At 69.5% G+C, this 18,448-nt stretch carries 19 protein-coding genes, 1 tRNA gene and 1 riboswitch; of the genes, 6 read left to right on the plus strand and 14 right to left on the minus strand.

The genetic code is table 11. The features are described 5' to 3' along the window. Window positions 1-101: 101 nt before the first annotated feature. Complete coding sequence (locus EJC51_RS19735; RefSeq protein WP_126272305.1) at window positions 102-1,607, minus strand: MFS transporter; 1,506 nt, start codon at window positions 1,605-1,607, stop codon at window positions 102-104. A gap of 54 nt (window positions 1,608-1,661) precedes the next feature. Then, window positions 1,662-2,951: a DUF445 domain-containing protein gene (locus tag EJC51_RS19740; RefSeq protein ID WP_244363403.1), complete on the minus strand. Its 1,290-nt coding sequence runs from the start codon at window positions 2,949-2,951 to the stop codon at window positions 1,662-1,664. Window positions 2,952-3,261: 310 nt separating this feature from the next. Here EJC51_RS19740 and EJC51_RS19745 point away from each other — a divergent pair, with 310 nt between their 5' ends. Continuing rightward, the gene (locus EJC51_RS19745; RefSeq protein ID WP_126272306.1) at window positions 3,262-4,599 is read left to right on the plus strand and encodes an SGNH/GDSL hydrolase family protein; all 1,338 of its coding nucleotides are present in this window, start codon (window positions 3,262-3,264) and stop codon (window positions 4,597-4,599) included. Window positions 4,600-4,605: 6 nt separating this feature from the next. On the opposite strand, the gene EJC51_RS19750 is transcribed toward EJC51_RS19745, so the two are convergent. From EJC51_RS19750 to EJC51_RS19765, 4 genes are all read right to left on the minus strand, one after another. Continuing rightward, complete coding sequence (locus EJC51_RS19750; protein WP_126272307.1) at window positions 4,606-5,487, minus strand: DUF1707 SHOCT-like domain-containing protein; 882 nt, start codon at window positions 5,485-5,487, stop codon at window positions 4,606-4,608. 32 nt (window positions 5,488-5,519) lie between these two features. Beyond that, entirely contained in the window at window positions 5,520-6,497 is a 978-nt protein-coding gene (locus EJC51_RS19755; protein WP_126272308.1) for an ABC transporter ATP-binding protein, read from the minus strand. A gap of 6 nt (window positions 6,498-6,503) precedes the next feature. Beyond that, entirely contained in the window at window positions 6,504-7,280 is a 777-nt protein-coding gene (locus EJC51_RS19760) for an ABC transporter permease (RefSeq protein WP_126277048.1), read from the minus strand. Between the two features lie 73 nt (window positions 7,281-7,353). Beyond that, window positions 7,354-8,154 carry an ABC transporter permease gene (locus EJC51_RS19765; RefSeq protein ID WP_165951169.1) on the minus strand — a complete coding sequence of 267 codons (801 nt, stop codon included), beginning with the start codon at window positions 8,152-8,154 and terminating at the stop codon, window positions 7,354-7,356. Between the two features lie 226 nt (window positions 8,155-8,380). Between EJC51_RS19765 and EJC51_RS19770 the strand changes: the two genes are divergently transcribed. Further along, the gene (locus tag EJC51_RS19770; protein WP_126277049.1) at window positions 8,381-10,750 is read left to right on the plus strand and encodes a transglycosylase domain-containing protein; all 2,370 of its coding nucleotides are present in this window, start codon (window positions 8,381-8,383) and stop codon (window positions 10,748-10,750) included. A 10-nt stretch (window positions 10,751-10,760) separates the two neighbouring features. Here EJC51_RS19770 and sugE read toward each other — a convergent pair whose 3' ends face one another. The 3 genes from sugE to EJC51_RS19785 all read right to left on the minus strand — a co-directional run bounded on the left by sugE (window position 10,761) and on the right by EJC51_RS19785 (window position 11,982). Beyond that, window positions 10,761-11,081 (minus strand): quaternary ammonium compound efflux SMR transporter SugE, encoded by a 321-nt coding sequence (sugE, locus tag EJC51_RS19775; RefSeq protein ID WP_109498544.1) that lies wholly within the window; start codon window positions 11,079-11,081, stop codon window positions 10,761-10,763. Between the two features lie 30 nt (window positions 11,082-11,111). After that, window positions 11,112-11,196: riboswitch (guanidine-III (ykkC-III) riboswitch) on the minus strand. A 52-nt stretch (window positions 11,197-11,248) separates the two neighbouring features. Beyond that, entirely contained in the window at window positions 11,249-11,551 is a 303-nt protein-coding gene (locus tag EJC51_RS19780; RefSeq protein ID WP_266899574.1) for a GroES family chaperonin, read from the minus strand. 98 nt (window positions 11,552-11,649) lie between these two features. Continuing rightward, the gene (locus tag EJC51_RS19785; protein ID WP_126272311.1) at window positions 11,650-11,982 is read right to left on the minus strand and encodes a DUF3618 domain-containing protein; all 333 of its coding nucleotides are present in this window, start codon (window positions 11,980-11,982) and stop codon (window positions 11,650-11,652) included. A gap of 130 nt (window positions 11,983-12,112) precedes the next feature. On the opposite strand from EJC51_RS19785, the gene bcp reads away from it, so the two are divergent. After that, window positions 12,113-12,586: a thioredoxin-dependent thiol peroxidase gene (gene bcp, locus EJC51_RS19790; protein ID WP_126272312.1), complete on the plus strand. Its 474-nt coding sequence runs from the start codon at window positions 12,113-12,115 to the stop codon at window positions 12,584-12,586. On the opposite strand, the gene EJC51_RS19795 is transcribed toward bcp, so the two are convergent. Then, complete coding sequence (locus tag EJC51_RS19795) at window positions 12,561-13,073, minus strand: GNAT family N-acetyltransferase (RefSeq protein ID WP_126272313.1); 513 nt, start codon at window positions 13,071-13,073, stop codon at window positions 12,561-12,563. The genes bcp and EJC51_RS19795 overlap by 26 nt on opposite strands. A gap of 197 nt (window positions 13,074-13,270) precedes the next feature. Between EJC51_RS19795 and EJC51_RS19800 the strand changes: the two genes are divergently transcribed. Next, window positions 13,271-13,354 (plus strand) — tRNA-Leu (locus EJC51_RS19800). 47 nt (window positions 13,355-13,401) lie between these two features. On the opposite strand, the gene rdgB is transcribed toward EJC51_RS19800, so the two are convergent. The 4 genes from rdgB to EJC51_RS19820 form a co-directional block, all read right to left on the minus strand. After that, window positions 13,402-14,004, minus strand: a complete 603-nt coding sequence (rdgB, locus tag EJC51_RS19805) for an RdgB/HAM1 family non-canonical purine NTP pyrophosphatase (protein ID WP_126272314.1) — start codon at window positions 14,002-14,004, stop codon at window positions 13,402-13,404. A gap of 32 nt (window positions 14,005-14,036) precedes the next feature. Then, the gene (locus EJC51_RS19810) at window positions 14,037-14,447 is read right to left on the minus strand and encodes a hypothetical protein (RefSeq protein ID WP_126272315.1); all 411 of its coding nucleotides are present in this window, start codon (window positions 14,445-14,447) and stop codon (window positions 14,037-14,039) included. Window positions 14,448-14,590: 143 nt separating this feature from the next. Beyond that, complete coding sequence (gene rph / locus EJC51_RS19815; protein ID WP_126272316.1) at window positions 14,591-15,328, minus strand: ribonuclease PH; 738 nt, start codon at window positions 15,326-15,328, stop codon at window positions 14,591-14,593. A gap of 76 nt (window positions 15,329-15,404) precedes the next feature. Next, window positions 15,405-15,638, minus strand: a complete 234-nt coding sequence (locus EJC51_RS19820) for a PTS sugar transporter subunit IIB (RefSeq protein ID WP_033286052.1) — start codon at window positions 15,636-15,638, stop codon at window positions 15,405-15,407. Between the two features lie 127 nt (window positions 15,639-15,765). Here EJC51_RS19820 and EJC51_RS19825 point away from each other — a divergent pair, with 127 nt between their 5' ends. Then, window positions 15,766-17,058 (plus strand): PTS transporter subunit EIIC, encoded by a 1,293-nt coding sequence (locus EJC51_RS19825; RefSeq protein WP_126272317.1) that lies wholly within the window; start codon window positions 15,766-15,768, stop codon window positions 17,056-17,058. Window positions 17,059-17,194: 136 nt separating this feature from the next. Beyond that, a complete protein-coding gene (locus tag EJC51_RS19830) occupies window positions 17,195-18,445 on the plus strand; it encodes a PTS transporter subunit EIIC (protein ID WP_126272318.1) in 1,251 nt (416 codons plus the stop codon). Window positions 18,446-18,448 lie beyond the last annotated feature (3 nt).

Below are 18,448 nucleotides of genomic sequence, written 5' to 3' on the forward strand. Positions count from 1 at the left end.
GCCGATGCGTGTGGAGTAGTAGGCGCCCGGCGTCGGGTGGCCGGGGGTGGGTCGCGCTGCCCGGCGCTGACGGGGTGCCGCCTGCGCCCACCCGTGCCGCCCTAGGCGGCACGAATGCCCGCAGCTTGCGAGGAGGTGCCGCTCCCCGGGCCCACCGCCGCCGTCAGCGGCCGAGCCACGTCCTCCAGCGACCTCCGCTCCGCCCGCACCGCCAGCACCGCCGCCACCAGCCCCGCCAGGCACATCAGCGTCGCGCCGATCTGGAAGGCCAGCACCGTGTCGGCGACCTTGCCCGTCCCGGTCAGGTCGGCGAACAGCATCGGCCCGCTGATGCCGCCCGCGGCCGTGCCCAGCGCGTAGAAGAACGCGATCGACATCGCCCGGGTCTCCATCGGGAAGATCTCCGAGACCGTCAGATAGGCGCTGGACGCGCCGGCCGACGCGAAGAACAGCACCGCGCACCAGCACGCCGTCAGCGTCCCGGCGCTCAGCGAGCCCTGCTCGAACAGCCATGCCGTGCCGAAGAGCAGCAGACCCGACAACAGGTACGTCGACGAGATCATCACCCGGCGTCCGACCGTGTCGAACAGCTTGCCCAGCAGCAGCGGACCCATGAAGTTGCCGATCGCGATGACCGCGAAGTAGTAGCCGGTGCTGCCGGTCGGGACGTCGTAGAACTTGGTCAGGATCGCGCCGAAGCCGAAGGTGATCGCGTTGTACAGGAACGCCTGGCCTATGAAGAGCGAGAATCCCAGGACCGCTCGCCTGCGGTAGTCCGAGAACACCGTCCTCGCGATCTCCATGAAGCTCACGCTGCGCCGCTGGTGGATCGTGATCTCACCCTCCGGCTCCGCCAGCCGCTCGCCCTTCTCGGCCGCCACACGCTCCTCGATGGACGTGACGATCCGTTCCGCCTCCTCGTCCCTGCCGTGGATCAGCAGCCACCGTGGGCTCTCCGGGACGTGGCGTCGTACGAGAAGGATCACCAGGGCCAGGACCGCGCCGAGGGCGAAGGTCAGGCGCCAGCCCACGTCCTTCGGCACCACGGACGTGTCGAGGGCGACGATCGAGAGGAGGGACCCGCCGACCGCTCCCAGCCAGAAGCTGCCGTTGATCATCAGGTCCACGCGGCCCCGGTACTGCGCCGGGATCAGTTCGTCGATCGCCGAGTTGATCGCCGCGTACTCGCCGCCGATGCCGAAGCCGGTCAGGAAGCGGAAGAGGAAGAACCACCACGTCGAAAACGACACCGCCGTCAGAGCGGTCGCCGCCAGATACACCGCCAGCGTGATCATGAACAGCTTCTTGCGGCCCCATTTGTCCGTCAGGCGGCCCCAGAACAGGGCTCCCGAGCAGGCGCCCGCCACGTACAGCGCCGCCGCCAGGCCCGTCACCTGGCCGGAGGTGATCGGCAGGCCGCTGCCCGGTTCGGACAGGCGCCCCGCGATGTTGCCGACGACCGTCACCTCCAGGCCGTCGAGGATCCATACGGTGCCGAGTCCGATGACGATCGTCCAGTGCCAGCGGGACCAGGGGAGGCGGTCCAGGCGGGCGGGGATGTTCGTCGTCACGGTGCGGCCGGTCGCGGCCTGGTCTGTGGTGCTCATGGGCTCCCTCCTCGTCGAGCGAGACCCGGCGACGGGTTCCCCCACAAGGGCGACTTACGCCCCCAGCGCCCGCGACACCGTGTAGATCAGCAACCCCACCAGCGAGCCCACCACCGTGCCGTTGATCCGGATGAACTGAAGGTCACGGCCGATGTTCGCCTCGATCTTCCGCGTGGTGTGCTCGGCGTCCCAGCCGGCGACCGTGTCGGTGATCAGGGACGTGATCTCGTGCCGGTAGGTGGTGACGACGTACACCGCCGCGCCCTCGACCCAGCCGTCGACCTTCGCCTGGAGCCGCGGCTCCACCGCCATCCGCGCCCCGAGCGACAGCAGCGACGCCCGCACGCGCAGCCGCAGCTCGCTGCGCTCGTCCTCGGCCGCCGACACGATCATGGAGCGTACGGCCGTCCAGGCGGACGCGATGAGGTCCTGGACCTCGCCCCGGCCGAGCACCTCGCCCTTGAGCCGCTCCACGCGCGCGCGGGTGTCCGTGTCGGACTGGAGGTCGGAGGCGAAGTCCGTCAGGAAGCGGTCCAGAGCGCCGCGCGCCGGATGGGACGGCATGTCCCGCATCTCCGTGACGAAGCGCAGCAGCTCCTTGTAGACCCGTTCGCCGACCTTCTTGTCCACGAACCGCGGGGTCCAGCCGGGCGCTCCGCCCTGTACGGCGTCCATGACCTGTTCGTCGTGGAGGACCAGCCAGTCGTGCGCCCTGGCCACCACCAGGTCCACGACCCTGCGGTGGCCGCCGTCCGCGACGATCTTCTCCAGCATCTTGCCGATGCCCGGCGCGATCTCCTGGGCGTCGGCCCGCCGGGTGATCGCCTCGCCGACGACCGCCTGCACGTCGGAGTCCCGAAGGACCGTCAGGGCGCCCCGCAGCGCGGCCGACAGCTCGGCCGTGACCCGGTCGGCGTGCTCGGGTTCGGCGAGCCAGGCGCCGAGCCGGCTGCCGATGCCGACGGCGCGCAGACGCCCGCGTACGACGTCCTCGGAGAGGAAGTTCTCGCCGACGAACTCGCCCAGCGACACGCCCAGCTGGTCCTTCTTGGTGGGGATGATCGCGGTGTGCGGGATGGGCAGGCCGAGCGGGTGGCGGAACAGGGCCGTCACCGCGAACCAGTCCGCCATCGCGCCGACCATGCCCGCCTCCGCCGCGGCGGCGACATAGCCCGCCCAGGCGCCGGCGCCTTCGTCGGAGGCCCACTTGGCGAGGACGTACACGAGCGCGACGAACAGCAGCAGCCCGGTCGCGGTGAGCTTCATCCGGCGTACGCCGCGCTGCTTCTCCTCGTCGGCCGCGCTGAAGGTGCCCATCGAGCGGTGACCGGCGGACGTGCTCATCGCGCGGTTACCGGCGGCGGCCGGGCGGGCATGCTGCTTCACGTCAGCGGCATCCGTTTCATCCGGATTAGCGCGTTCCATCACGTCCCATCCACTCCGCCCGTTGTGATCCCCTGCACACATTGTCCCTTCCTGACCGACTCCTGGAACGGAACAGGAGTTCCCGGCGTCTGTCGGAGGGGGGAGCTCAGTTTCGAACTCCGGTGGCCCAATGGGGGGTCCAGTACCGTCACCCCGCACCGCATGACGCATCATGAGGTGATCACATCGGAGCCTCGGGCTCCCATCCGTTCGAGGAGACCCGCACCGCATGACCAGAAGACATGGTTATGCCCTGCTTTCGGCGATCATCGCCCTGATCGTGGCCCTGTCCGGCGCCATCTACGTCGGTGTCGCCGCCGACGACGGCAGCGCCACGAGCCCCGGGCGGCGGGCCGCAGGGGCCCCGGCCCCGCGCAACGCCGCCCCGGCCTCCACCGGCACCTGGGTCGGCGCCTGGTCCGCCTCCCCGGCCGGTGCCGAGCCCGGCACCGAGACGCAGGGCATGGCGGGCCGCTCGGTGCGCAACGTGGTGCACGCGTCGGTCGGCGGTACGAGTGCCCGTATCACGCTGTCCAATCTCTACGGCCAGTCACCGCTGACCATCACCCACGCCTCGATCGCCCTCGCGGCGGCCGACGGCTCCGCCGCCGCGGCGGTCGGCACCATGCGGCGCCTCACCTTCGGCGGCAACACCTCCGTCGTCGTCCCGGCCGGCGGCCAGGTGATGAGCGACGCGGTCGGCATCACCGTCGCGCACGACAGCGACGTCTTGGTCACCACGTACGCGCCCACCCCGTCCGGGCCGGTCACCTACCACCCGCACGCCCGGCAGATCTCCTACGTCGCCGACGGCGACCTCACCGAGGACACCACCGGCACCGGGTACGCGGAAGAGACGCCGTACTGGCGCTACCTCACCGCGCTGGACGTGCTCAGCAACGAGTCCGACGGCACCGTCGTCGTCCTCGGCGACTCCCTCACCGACGGGATCACCTCCACCGAGGGCGCCAACCACCGCTGGACGGACGTCCTTTCGCAGCGGCTGCGCACCGCGGTCGAGGCCGGCCGCGACCTGCCCCGCTACAGCGTCGTCAACCAGGGCATCAGCGGCAACCAGGTCCTCGCGAGCGGCCTCGGCCGCCCCGCCGACAACCAGAGCGGGCTCGGGCGCTTCGGCCGTGACGTGCTCTCCCGTACGAACGTCAAGGTCGTCGTCGTCGACCTCGGCATCAATGACATCCTGCGCAACCCCAGGCTCGCCGACCCGGAGAAGGTCCTGGGCGGGCTGCGCACCCTGGTCCGGCAGGCCCACGCCCGCGGGATCAAGGTCGTCGGGGCCACGCTCATGCCCTTCCAGGGCCACCGCGGCTACTCGGACGCCCGGGAGGGCGTGCGGCAGCAGATCAACGCCGCGATCCGGGACGGCAAGGTGTACGACGCCGTCGTGGACTTCGACGAGGCGCTGCGCGACCCGTACAACCCGCGCCGGCTGCGCTCGGACTACGACTCCGGGGACCATCTCCACCCGAGCGACAAGGGGTACGCGCGGATGGCGGAGGTCTTCGACCTGGAGGACCTGAAGGGGGCGGCTCCGGCGGAGCTGTAGAGGGGCCTAGTCGTCGTACCGGTCGCGGCGATCCCGGCGGTCACGCCGGTCGCGATGGCGGTCACGGTGGCGGTCGCTGCGCCCCCGCATCAGGTCATGGTGCCCGCCCGTCAGGCGGCGGTGCGGGTCCTCGACGTCCTCGGCGTCCTCGGGGAAGGACTCGTGCAGCTCGCGCATCGACTCCTTGCGGTCCAGCCGCTGCCGGCGCCGCTCCTCCTTCAGCGCCCGCCGCTCCTCCCGGGTCAGCTTCCGCTCGACACCGACGCCGCCCCAGAAGGCGAACCCGGTGACGATCACGCGCGGGCCGCCCGGGTCGCCCGGCACGCCCTCCTCACGGTGGTCGAAGCCGCCCATGATGCCGATCCCGCGGACGACGACCTCGACGCCGGGCGGCACGATCACGTTCACGCCGCCCATGACGGCCACGCAGTTGATCTCGACCTCGCGGTCCGCGAAGTTCGCCTCGCGCAGGTCGATCTCGCCGCCGCCCCAGAAGGCAAAGCAGTTGAAGCGCTTGGGCACGGTCCAGCGGCCCCGGCGCTGGAACCCGGACAGGATCGCCACCGCCCAGGTCGAGGAACCCTCACCGCCCGTGATCCGCGAGGCCCAACTCCCGTCCGCCACCGGATGCTTGGTCATGTTGACCGACGGGACGGCACCGGGGGCGGTCGGCAGGTCGCGGGTGATCGGCGTCAGCTCGCCGTACGTCCGCGCCTGGTACGTCGCCTCCAGCCGTTCCTCGAACTCCGCCATGTCCAGGCGCCCTTCGGCGAGGGCGTCCCGCAGGATCTCGGCGACGCGCTCACGGTCGGCGTCGGCGGCACGGAGTTCCGGGGCAGAGGGCCTGGGGGGCGTGGGCGTCCCCTCGGAAGGCACGGCGTCCGTCATGACCTCAGCCTACGAGTTCCGGGCGCCCCGCACTATGCGGTGGCCTTCTCCGCGTACATCTTCGCGATGACCGCCTCGATGTCCGGCTCCCGCACCGACAGGTCGACCAGCGGATACTCCGCCGCGATCCGCGCCACCAGCGGCGCCGCCGAGGCCCCCGCCGGGAACGCCAGCCACTGCCGCGGCCCCTCCACCTTCACCACCCGCGCCTGGGGGACCTCGATCGGCGGCAGCTCCCGCTCCAGGTCCACCACCAGCGTCCGCTCGCTGTCGCCCGCCTCGTGCAGCCCGGCGAGCGGCCCGTCGTACATCAGCCGGCCGTGGTCGATGACCATCACCCGGGAGCAGAGCTGCTCGATGTCCTGGAGGTCGTGGGTGGTGAGCAGGACCGTGGTGCCGCGCTCGGCGTTCACCTCGCGCAGGAACTCCCGTACCCGGGCCTTGGAGATGACGTCGAGCCCGATGGTCGGCTCGTCGAGGTAGAGGACGTCCGGGTCGTGCAGCAGGGCGGCCGCGATGTCGCCGCGCATCCGCTGGCCGAGGGAGAGCTGACGTACGGGGACGTCCAACAGGTCGGCGAGGTCGAGGAGTTCGACGAGACGGTCGAGGTTCTCGCGGTAACGGGCGTCGGGGATGCGGTACATGCGGTGCATCAGCTTGTACGAGTCGATCAGCGGGAGGTCCCACCACAGGGTGGTGCGCTGCCCGAAGACCACGCCGATGCGGTGGGCGAGGCGCTGACGCTCCCGGGACGGGTCGATGCCGGCCACGCGCAGGCTGCCGCCGCTCGGGGCGAGGATGCCGGTGAGCATCTTGATGGTGGTGGACTTGCCGGCGCCGTTCGGGCCGATGTAGCCGACCATCTCGCCGCGCGCCACCCGGAAGGAGATCGAGTCGACGGCCCGTACCTCCCTGCGCTCCCGTTTCATGAAGCCGGTCTTCTTGCGCACCTCGAAGACCTTCTCGACCCGGTCGAGTTCGATGAAGCCTTCGCCCATGTCCTCAGCCATCCGTCCTCAACTCCCCGTACTCCGATACGACCTGAGCCCCGCCCGCCAGGCCAGTCCGGCCGGCGCACAGCACGCCACCGCCACCAGCGGCGACACGAACGCCACCCACTCGGGCAGCCCGAGCGGGATCGGCCGCCCCAACACATAGGTGCCGGGCAACCAGTTGACGAAGGACAGCGGCAGCACGAACGTCACCCCGCGCACCAGCTCCGTGGCGAACACCGTCGGCGGGTACTGGAGCAGCGTCGTACCGCCGTACGTGAAGGCGTTCTGCACCTCGGAGGCGTCCTTCGCGACGAACTGGAAGGCCGCGCCCGCGACGAACACCGCGCCGAAGATGCCGGCGCCGCTGAGGATCATCACCGGCATCAGCAGCAGCTTCAGCGGCGTCCAGTCGATGTCGACCGTGGCCAGCGCGTAGACCAGCACCATCGTGCCCTGGGTGACCCGGCCGAGGCGGCGCAGCCCGAACTGGTCCGCGGCCATCTGCGCCAGCACCGGCGCGGGCCGCACCAGCAGCGTGTCCAGCGTGCCGTCGCGCACCCGACGGCCCAGCCGCTCCATGGAGCCGAGGCCGAGGTCGGCCAGGCCGAAGGCCACGCTGGACAGGCCGTAGAGGAAGGCGATCTCGGGGAGCGCGTAGCCGCCGAGGGCATCCACGCGGGAGAACATCAGCAGGATCGCCACGAAGTCGAACGCGGTCGCCGTGAAGTTGCCGAGCGTGGTCATGACGAAGGAGGCGCGGTAGGCCATCGTGGAGCGGATCCACATGGCCGAGATCATGCGGTAGGTGCGGATCCCGTCCAGCACCCGGTTGGTCCCGACGGGAGCAGCGACCCTGGGGGCGCGCGTCGTGTCAGCCACCCTGCACCACCACCCGCCGCGTCGCCATTCCCTGCACCAGCCGCCCGGCCGCCAGCAGCAGCACCGCCCACAGCGCCTGGAAGGCGTACGTGCCCAGCGGATCGGCCTCGCCCAGCAGCACGTCCGCCGGCGCCTGGAGCAGCGCCGACCACGGCAGGGCCCGGACGACCTCGCCGAGCAGCCCCGGGAACACGTTGAGCGGCAGGATCATCCCCGAGCAGAACCAGCCGACGAACATCACCATCTGCGCCACCCCGGTGCCGTCCAGCAGCCAGAACGCGCTCAGCGCCACCAGGTACCGGATGCCGAAGCTGACCAGCATCGCCAGCACGACCGCGACCAGGAACGCCAGCCAGGTCATCGCGTCCGTGGGCAGCGCCAGGTCGAACATCAGCGCGCCCAGCACGAAGGGCGGCACACCGCGCGCGAGCAGCTCGAACGACGACCGGCCCAAGTCGGCCGCCAGCCACCACAGTTGGAGGTCCGCAGGACGGTACAGGTCGACGGCGATGTCCCCGGTGCGGATACGCTCCATGAGCTCGCCCTCGACACCCCCGCCCCCGTTGGCGAGCGTCTTGAACAGCGACTGGCCCACCCACACATAGGTGACGGCCTGCGCGAGGTCGTACCCGCCCAGCTGCGGCCGTTCGTCCCAGAGGGCGGTGTACGTGTAGACGAGGATCAGTCCGAAGACCGTGTTGGTGAAGATCCCGGCCGCCGTCGCGGCCCGATACGTCGCGTACCGTCTGAATCCGCCCACCCCCACGGCGAGGTACAACCGCCCCGAATCCACATCCACAGCCCTCCTCGCCCGCGCCAGGCACCGAAGCGCAGGAGCCTAGTCCGCAGGTGGTGACGTACGCCACGCCTTTTTCGGCCCGGAAGCGTGCCGCGAACCGCAACGGAACGCGTGGTGCGACAGTCTTCATCTGGGGACGCAGAAGGCGTACGAGGGCGCACGACGGCGCATGACGTACAACCAGCACATAAGAGACATGCAACAGGAGTCCGTGCACGACATGAGCGACGAGCCGCAGCCGCAGCAGCCGACCGAGGGCTGGGAGCCCCGAGAACCCGAAGCGGGCGGTGGCAAGCCCAAGCGGCCCAAGCGCACCGGCTGGCGGCGGCTGATCCCGACCTGGCGCATGGTGCTCGGCACCTTCGTCATCGGGATACTGCTGCTGATCGGCCTGTTCTTCCTCGGCTACTCCCTGGTGAAGATCCCGCCCGCCAACGCCCTCGCCACCAAGCAGTCCAACGTCTACCTCTACGCCGACGGCAGCCAGCTCGCCCGCGACGGAGACGTCAACCGGGAGAACGTCACCCTCGCCCAGGTCTCCAAGGCCGCCCAGCACGCCGTCCTGGCCGCCGAGGACCGCGACTTCTACTCCGAGTCCGCGATCGACCCCAAGGCGATGCTGCGCGCCGGCTGGAACACCGCGACCGGCAAGGGCAAGCAGTCCGGCTCGACGATCACCCAGCAGTACGTGAAGAACTACTACCTCGCCCAGGAGCAGACCGTCACCCGCAAGGTGAAGGAGTTCTTCATCTCCATCAAGCTGGACCGCACGGAGTCCAAGGACCAGATCCTCGAGGGCTACCTCAACACCAGCTACTTCGGCCGCAACTCGTACGGCATCCAGGCCGCCGCCCAGGCCTACTACGGCAAGGACGCCACCGACCTGAGCGCCGCCCAGGGCGCCTACCTCGCCGCCCTGCTCAACGCGCCCAGCGAGTACGACGTCGTCGCCCACCCGGAGAACAAGTCGGCCGCCCTGGCCCGCTGGAACTACGTCCTGGACGGCATGGTCAAGGAGGGCTGGCTCGCCAAGTCCGAGCGGACCGGCCTGAAGTTCCCGATGCCGAAGGAGGCCACCGTCTCCACCGGCATGTCCGGGCAGCGCGGCTACCTCGTCAACGCCATCAACGACTACCTGAGCGACAACAAGATCCTCACCGCCGACGAGCTGGACGCCGGCGGCTACCGCATCACCACCACCATCCAGAAGAACAAGCAGGACGATTTCGTCGCCGCCGTCAACAAGAAGTTGATGGACAAGCTCGACAAGAAGAACCGCAAGGTCGACACGTACGTCCGCGCGGGCGGCGCCGCCGTCGACCCGAAGACCGGGCAGGTCGTGGCGATGTACGGCGGCATCGACTACGTCAAGCAGTACACGAACAACGCCACCCGCCAGGACTTCCAGGTCGGCTCCACCTTCAAGCCGTTCGTCTTCACCTCCGCCGTCGAGAACGACTCGACGACCCAGGACGGCCGGACCATCACGCCCAACACCTACTACGACGGCACCAACAAGCGCCCCGTGCAGGGCTGGACCGGCGGCGCCTACGACCCGGCCAACGAGGACGACGTGTCGTACGGCAACATCACCGTGCGCACCGCCACCGACAAGTCGGTGAACTCGGTGTACGCGCAGATGGCCGTCGACGTCGGCCCCGACAAGGTCAAGCAGACCGCGACCGCCCTCGGCCTGCCCGGCAGCACTCCCGAGCTGAACGCCTACCCGTCGATCGCGCTCGGCGTCGCCCGGGCCAGCGTCCTCGACATGGCGGAGGCGTACGCGACGCTCGCCAACCACGGCAAGCACGGCGCGTACACGATGATCAAGTCGATCACGCGGGACGGCAAGGACGTCGTGGAGCTGCCGGACCGCAAGACCTCCCAGGTCGTCAGCCGCGAGGCCGCCGACACGACCACCTCGGTCCTGCAGAGCGTCGTCGAGAACGGCACCGCCACCGCCGCACAGGCCGCGGGCCGCCCGGCGGCCGGCAAGACCGGCACCGCCGAGGAGGACCAGGCCGCCTGGTTCGCCGGCTACACCCCCGACCTCGCCACGGTCGTCGCGGTGATGGGCCAGGACCCGCAGACCGCCGCGCACAAGTCGCTGTACGGCGCGATGGGCCTCCAGCGCGTCAACGGCGGCGGGGCGCCCGCGGAGATCTGGGCCGACTTCACCCAGCGCGCCCTCAAGGGCAAGCCCGCCACCGAATTCGACCTGGAACTCCAGGAGGGCGCCGACGTCGTCCAGGCCCCGACCCAGCAGCCGACCGCCGAGACCCCCGAGGAGACGCCGGGCCAGGACGACGGCGGCACGACCGACGGCGGCCAGGACACCCAGGGCCAGACGGACGGCGGCACGACCGGCGGCGACACGACCGGCGGCACGACGGACGGGGGCACCACGACCGGCGGTGCCACGGACGGCGGGACGACGACCACCGGTGGCGGTGACACGACGACGGGCGGCACGACCGACGGCGGCACCACCGGCGGCACGACGGACGGCGGGACGACCGACGGCGGAACGGCGGACGGCGGAACGACGACGACCGGCACGACAGCGGGCCCGCCGGGCAAGACCGGTTAGCGACGGAGGTCTAGTGGCCGCTGGTCGCCTTCAGGCCCACCACGGCGACCAGCAGCAGACAGACGAAGAAGATCCGGGCGGCGGTGGCCGGCTCCCCCAGCACCACCATGCCGAGCACCGCCGCCCCGGCCGCGCCGATACCCACCCACACGCCATAGGCAGTACCGATGGGAAGGGATCGGGCGGCGTACGACAGCAGCAGCATGCTGGCCACGATCCCGGCGCCGGTGAACAGGCTCGGCACGAGCCGGGTGAAACCGTCGGTGTACTTCATCCCGATCGACCAGCCGACCTCGAGCAGACCGGCGACGACGAGCAGAACCCAGGCCATGACAGGCACCTCCGGAAGTTGCTGAACGGGGGTGCGTCGTCTTGTCGTAAGCCCGGAAAGGGCCTGTCCCGGTACGGCGCGTCTCGTCGGGCGGGTCCTTCAAAGGTAGCAAAGAGACAGCAAAAGGGGCTGGTGACGATGGTCACCAGCCCCTTTCGGCCGTTGATTCAGAGGTACAGCCCGGTCGAGTCCTCCGACCCTTCGAACCGGTCCGCGGCCACCGCGTGCAGATCGCGCTCCCGCATCAGCACATAGGCGACGCCGCGCACCTCCACCTCGGCGCGGTCCTCGGGGTCGTAGAGAACCCGGTCCCCCGGCTCGACGGTCCGGACGTTCTGCCCGACCGCGACGACATCGGCCCACGCCAGCCGCCGCCCCACGGCCGCGGTGGCGGGGATGAGGATGCCGCCCCCGGAACGCCGCTCGCCCTCACCGGCGTCCTGCCGCACGAGCACACGGTCGTGCAGCATCCGGATGGGCAGCTTGTCGTGCTGGTCGCTGTGGTCGTTTCTGTTGGCGCTCACGGCTCAGAACCTACCTGCCTGACGGGAATCCGTACGCCCCCGGGTCAGCCCTTGCGACGCCGGGAGGTGCCGAGGGCGAGGAGCCCGACGAGTCCTACGGCGACGAGCGCGACGGGGACGATGCGCTCCAGCCTCGGAGCACCCTCCTCGTCGACGAACTGGGCCTTGGTGTCGGTGAGGACCTTGTTCACGCCGACGTAGGCCCGTCCGAGCGTGTGATCGATGTTGGAAACCACCTTGGCCTTGGCATCGCCGACGATCGTCTTCGGGTGCACGCGCACCCCGATCTCGTCGAGCGTCTCGGCCAGCGTCTCGCGGCGGCGCTTGATGTCCGCCTCGATCTGCGCCGGGGTTCTCGTGTCCGACGTGTCCGCCACGGTGGGCCCTCCGGGAGTCCGCTGCTGGTGATGTGCTGGTGATGTTCTGCGGGTGTGCTGTTCCTGTCCTGGACAGTCTGTCAGTTCGGCGGGCCGCCGCACTGTCAGGACCCCCGGTTAGGCTTGCCGGATGAGCGAGCGACTCCAGCCCGGGGACGTAGCCCCCGCCTTCACCCTCCCCGACGCCGACGGCACCGACGTGTCCCTGGCGGACCACAAGGGCCGCAAGGTCATCGTCTACTTCTACCCCGCGGCCCTCACCCCCGGCTGCACGAAGCAGGCCTGCGACTTCACCGACAACCTGGAACTGCTGGCCGGCGCCGGGTACGACGTCATCGGCGTCAGCCCGGACGCCCCGGAGAAGCTGGCGAAGTTCAGGGACAAGGAGAACCTGAGGATCACGCTGCTGGCCGACCCGGAGAAGACGGTCACCGAGGCGTACGGGGCGTACGGCGAGAAGAAGAACTACGGCAAGACCTACATGGGCGTCATCCGCTCCACGATCGTGGTGGACGAGGAGGGCAAGGTCGAACGGGCGCTGTACAACGTCCGGGCGACGGGCCACGTGGCGAAGATCATCAAGGACTTGGGCATTGGAAGCTGACCCAGACATCAGGAGCCAGGTCGGGCTTACCCGGCACCGGCCTGCGCTCCTCTTCCCAGGCACCGGGGGCGATGCTCTCCGCAACCCGCCGCCAGAACCGCACGGCCCCGGGATTGGCGTCCTGGAAGGCGACGGTCCACTCCCCCGGATGCCGCGCGACGACGTCGCGGACGGCCCGCAGCCCGACGCCACTGCGCCGCACACCCCGCACGACGAAGAAGCTGTTGAGCACGCGGGTCGACCGGGTGAGCGCCCGCACGAAGGCGAACCCGACGGGGTGCGCTCCGCGGCTGAAGAGATACGCGGCCCAGTCCGCGTCCCCACTGAAGGCAGCCTCCAGCCGCTCACTCCGGAACGTGCCGTCCGGATGGGGCAGTTGACCCCCGAACTCCGACAGGTCATGCCGGAAGAGAAGCCAGAGCCGGTCGAGGGTGGGGCGGTCGGCGGGGGTGACGGGGCGGACGGTCAGTTCATGTTCAGCGGTCATGAAAAAAGCCTCCCGAGCGGACAAGGGGCCGCGGGAGGCTTGCAGGTACGAGCAGGTTATCGGGTCGGAGGTTTACGTTTCAAGCGTGAACGGCCCGAGAGTCCGCGGTATCTCGGAAGGCAAGGCCTCCCCTCGTCGCGTAGCGTGCTCTACCCGTACACTGAACGCTGCTTGTCGAGCGCGATGACCGTTTGTGAGCGGCCGTGATGGAATTGGCAGTCATGCTGGGTTTAGGTCCCAGTGGGTTCACACCCGTGTGGGTTCGAGTCCCACCGGCCGCACATGTACAGAGGGGCTGCCCGAAGCCGGGCGGCCCCTTTCTCATCTCTCAGCCCAACAGCTCCCGCACCACCGGCACCAACCCCCGGAACGCCTTCCCCCGGTGGCTGATCGCGTTCTTCTCGGCCGGGGTGAGTTCCGCGCACGTTCGGGTGTCGCCGGACGGCTGGAGGATCGGGTCGTAGCCGAAGCCGTTCGTGCCGGACGGGGTGTGGCGGAGGGTGCCCGTCAGGCGGCCCTCGACCACCCTCTCCGTGCCGTCCGGCAACGCCAGGGCCGCGGCGCAGGCGAAGTGGGCGCCGCGGTGTTCGTCGGCGATGTCGGAGAGCTGGGCCAGGAGGAGGTCCAGGTTGGCCCGGTCGTCGCCGTGGCGGCCCGCCCAACGGGCCGAGAAGATGCCGGGGGCGCCGTTCAGGACGTCCACGCAGAGGCCGGAGTCGTCGGCGACGGCGGGCAGGCCCGTGGCCTGGGCCAGGGCGTGGGCCTTCAGGAGTGCGTTCTCGGCGAACGTCACCCCTGTTTCCTTGACGTCCGGTACCTCCGGGTACGCCTCCGCGCCGACCAGGTCATGGCGCAGACCTGCGTCGGCGAGGATGGCGCGGAGTTCGGTGATTTTGCCGGCGTTGCGGGTGGCGAGGATCAGGCGGGTCATGCCCCCAGTATCCCGGCCCGGCGACCGGTTCCTTACGGCGTGCAGACCTTCGTCAACTCGCCCGCCGCGTCCGTGATCGGGCTGAGGTCGGGGGTCGTGTCGCCGTTGTCGACCGACTTGCGGACGTTGTCCACGGCCTTGCCCAGGTCCTCGACCGCCTGGTTGACGTCGGCGTTGTCGGTCTTGTCGCCTATCTCGTCGAGGTTCTTGTCGATGGAGTCGAGGGACTCGTCGAGCTGGGTCGGGTCGTTGGACGCGTTCTCCACGGCCTGCTGGAGGTCGGTGACGCTGTCGGCGATGGCGTCGGCGGTCTGGACGCAGTCCAGCGCCTTGTTGACGGCGTCGCAGCCGGTGGTCAGACCCACCGTCAGTCCTACCGCGGCCACCGCGGCGGCGATGACGGTACGGCGTGGTCGACGACGGCCGCGTCGGCTCTCGGCCATGGTGATGTTCCTCCCTTGTTCAGCCCCAAGGGCCCCCGTGCACTGGCCGGGCGCACAGCGGTGTGCCGTACGCCCGTACCCGTAGTGACGCGAGTTCGGGCGGTCGGGTTGCCCGTCCCGGCCGCCTTTCCTTGGTGCGTCTTTTACTTTTCGAGGACGGTATCAAGGGCCCTGCGCTGGAGGGCGGCGAGATCCGTGCAGCCCGAAACGGCCAGGTCCAGCAGCGAGTTGAGCTCGTCGCGCGCGAACGGCTCGGCCTCGGCGGTGCCCTGGACCTCGACGAAGCGGCCGTCGCCGGTGCAGACGACGTTCATGTCGGTGTCGGCCTTGACGTCCTCCTCGTAGCAGAGGTCCAGCAGCGGAACCCCTCCCACGATGCCGACCGAGACCGCGGAGACCGTGCCGGTCAGCGGCTGGCGGCCGGCCTTGATCAGCTTCTTGCCCTGGGCCCAGGAGACGGCGTCGGCGAGGGCCACGTAGGCGCCGGTGATGGCGGCCGTACGCGTGCCGCCGTCGGCCTGGAGGACGTCGCAGTCGAGGACGATCGTGTTCTCGCCGAGCGCCTTGTAGTCGATGACGGCGCGCAGTGAGCGGCCGATGAGGCGGCTGATCTCGTGGGTGCGGCCGCCGATCTTGCCGCGGACGGACTCGCGGTCGCCGCGGGTGTTGGTGGCGCGGGGCAGCATGGAGTACTCGGCGGTGACCCAGCCCTCGCCGCTGCCCTTGCGCCAGCGGGGGACGCCCTCGGTCACGGAGGCGGTGCAGAAGACCTTCGTGTCACCGAAGGAGACGAGGACGGAGCCCTCGGCGTGCTTGCTCCAGCCGCGTTCGATGGTGACGGGGCGGAGCTGTTCGGGGGTGCGGCCGTCGATTCGAGACATGGCGCTGAGCCTAGCCGCACATGCGGAGGGGGCTCCTCCCGCGGTGGGAAGAGCCCCGGTGATGCCGAAAAGGGTCTTACATCATGTCTTCGATGTCCGCCGCGATCGGGTCGGCGTCCGTGCCGATGACGACCTGGACGGCGGTGCCCATCTTGACGACGCCGTGGGCGCCGGCGGCCTTGAGGGCGGCGTCGTCGACGAGCGCCGGGTCCTTGACCTCGGTGCGCAGGCGGGTGATGCAGCCCTCGACCTCTTCGATGTTGTCGATGCCGCCGAGCCCGGCAACGATCTTCTCAGCCTTGGTGGCCATGTCGGTCTCCTCATGCACAGTTGGCCCAACTTCGCGAGCGATTGCGCCGAACGTACCGAAAGATGACGTCACAGCAACCCAATCGTCCGTAACTGGTCTACACCACCTGACAGGCGGTCGCCAACTCATGAGCGCTGACACCGAGATCTCACCCGGACGCCGACGGTGGCAGTCGACGTTCCAGGGGCTGCAGAAGATGGGGCGGAGTCTTCAGCTGCCCATCGCCGTCCTGCCGGCCGCGGGCATCCTCAACCGGCTCGGCCAGCCCGACGTGTTCGGCGACGACGGGCTCGGCTGGACGGACGTCTCCAAGGTGATGGCGGGCGCGGGCGGCGCGCTGCTCGACGGTTCGCTGGGGCTGCCGCTGCTGTTCTGCGTGGGCGTGGCCATCGGCATGGCGAAAAAGGCGGACGGGTCGACGGCGCTCGCGGCGGTGGCCGGGTTCCTCGTCTACTACAACGTGCTGCGGCAGTTCCCGGAGGACTGCCCGAGCGGGGCGAAGGCCGTACCGGGCATCGGGTGCCAGGCGACGGTCGACCACACGGTGGTGGCGTTCACGTACCAGAATCCCGGGGTGTTCGGCGGGATCGTGATGGGGCTGCTGACGGCGTACTTCTGGCAGCGGTACCACCGCACCAAGCTCGTGGACTGGCTGGGCTTCTTCAACGGCCGCCGACTGGTGCCGATCATCATGGCGTTCGTGGCGATCGCGTTCGCGGCGCTGTGTCTGTGGATCTGGCCGCCGATCGGTGACGGGCTGGAGAACTTCAGCGACTGGCTGAGCGACGCGGGTGCGTGGGGTGCGGGCCTCTTCGGTCTGGCGAACCGGGCGTTGCTGGTGATCGGGCTGCACCAGTTCCTGAACGTGCCCATCTGGTTCCAGTTCGGGACGTACACCAAGCCGGACGGCACCGAGGTGCACGGTGACATCAACATGTTCCTGGCGGGCGACCCGAACGCGGGTCAGTTCACCTCCGGGTTCTTCCCGATCATGATGTTCGCGCTCCCGGCGGCCGCCCTGGCGATCACGCACTGCGCGAAGCCGCACCGCCGCAAGGAGGTCGGCGGTCTGATGCTGTCCGTCGCGCTGACGTCGTTCGTCACCGGTATCACCGAGCCGATCGAGTACTCGTTCCTGTTCATCGCGCCGCTGCTGTACGCGGTGCACGCGCTGCTGACGGGTGTGTCGATGGCGGTGACGTGGGGGCTCGGGGTGCACGACGGGTTCAGCTTCTCCGCCGGCCTGATCGACTACATCATCAACTGGAACCTGGCGACGAAGCCGTGGGCGATCATCCCGATCGGGCTGTGCTTCGCCGCGGTGTACTACGCGATCTTCCGCTTCGCGATCACCAAGTTCGATCTGAAGACTCCGGGGCGTGAGCCGGAGGAGGAGGTCGAGGACGTGACGAAGGTCTGAGGCCGAAGACCCTTTCAACGCGGTTACAGAACCCACGGTTCCCGTCACGGAATCGTGGGTTCCTTACGTCACCTTCATCGTGCTACAACAGGTCTACACCACTGAGTGGTGTAGACCACCACCCGATGGAGGAAGTATGAGCACCGCCACCGCATCGGCGGCCCCCGTAAAGAGGCGGGGATCCGGCCTGTTCCAGGGTCTTCAGAAGGTCGGCCGCAGCCTCCAGCTGCCGATCGCCGTGCTGCCCGCCGCGGGCATTCTGCTGCGACTCGGCCAGCCCGATGTCTTCGGCAAGGACGGCCTGGGCTGGGGCAAGGTCGCGGACGTGTTCGCCACCGCCGGCGACGCCGTCTTCGCCAACCTGCCCCTGCTGTTCTGTGTCGGCATCGCCATCGGCTTCGCCAAGAAGGCCGACGGTTCGACCGCACTCGCCGCGCTGGTGGGCTTTCTCGTCTACAAGAACGTCCTGACCGCGTTCCCGATCACCGAGGCCCAGGTCACCAAGGGTGCCGACGTCGCCGCCACTTACAACGACCCCAAGGTCTTCGGCGGCATCATCATGGGCCTCATATCCGCCGTCGTCTGGCAGCGCTTCCACCGCACCAAGCTTCCCGACTGGCTGGGCTTCTTCAACGGCCGCCGGCTGGTCCCGATCCTGATGGCCTTCATCGGCACCGGCGTCGGTGTCTTCTTCGGCCTGGTCTGGGAGCCCGTCGGTGACGTGATCACCAACTTCGGCGAGTGGATGACCGGCCTCGGCGCGGTCGGCGCGGGCATCTTCGGCGCCATCAACCGCGCGCTGCTGCCGGTCGGCATGCACCAGTTCGTCAACACGGTGGCCTGGCAGGAGATCGGCTCCTTCAAGGACGCCTCCGGTGCCGTGTGGCACGGTGACCTGCCGCGCTTCTTCCACGGTGACCCGACCGCGGGCCAGTTCATGACCGGCTTCTTCCCGATCATGATGTTCGCCCTCCCGGCCGCCGCCCTGGCGATCACGCACACGGCCCGCCCGGAGCGCCGCAAGGCCGTCGGCGGCATGATGATCTCGCTCGCGCTGACCTCGTTCGTCACCGGTATCACCGAGCCGATCGAGTTCGCGTTCATGTTCATCGCGCCGGCGCTGTACGTCATCCACGCGGTCCTGACCGCGCTGTCCATGGCCGTCACCTGGGCCCTGGGCGTCCACCACGGCTTCAGCTTCTCGGCGGGCGCGATCGACTACTTCCTCAACTGGAACCTGGCGACCAAGCCCTGGATGATCATCCCGATCGGTCTGGTCTTCGCCGCGATCTACTACGTGGTCTTCCGCTTCGCCATCGTCAGGTGGAACATCCCCACCCCGGGCCGCGAGCCCGAGGAGGAGGTCGAGGACCTCACGAAGGCGTGAGGC

The sequence above is a fragment of the Streptomyces aquilus genome, from assembly GCF_003955715.1.
Classification (GTDB): domain Bacteria; phylum Actinomycetota; class Actinomycetes; order Streptomycetales; family Streptomycetaceae; genus Streptomyces; species Streptomyces aquilus.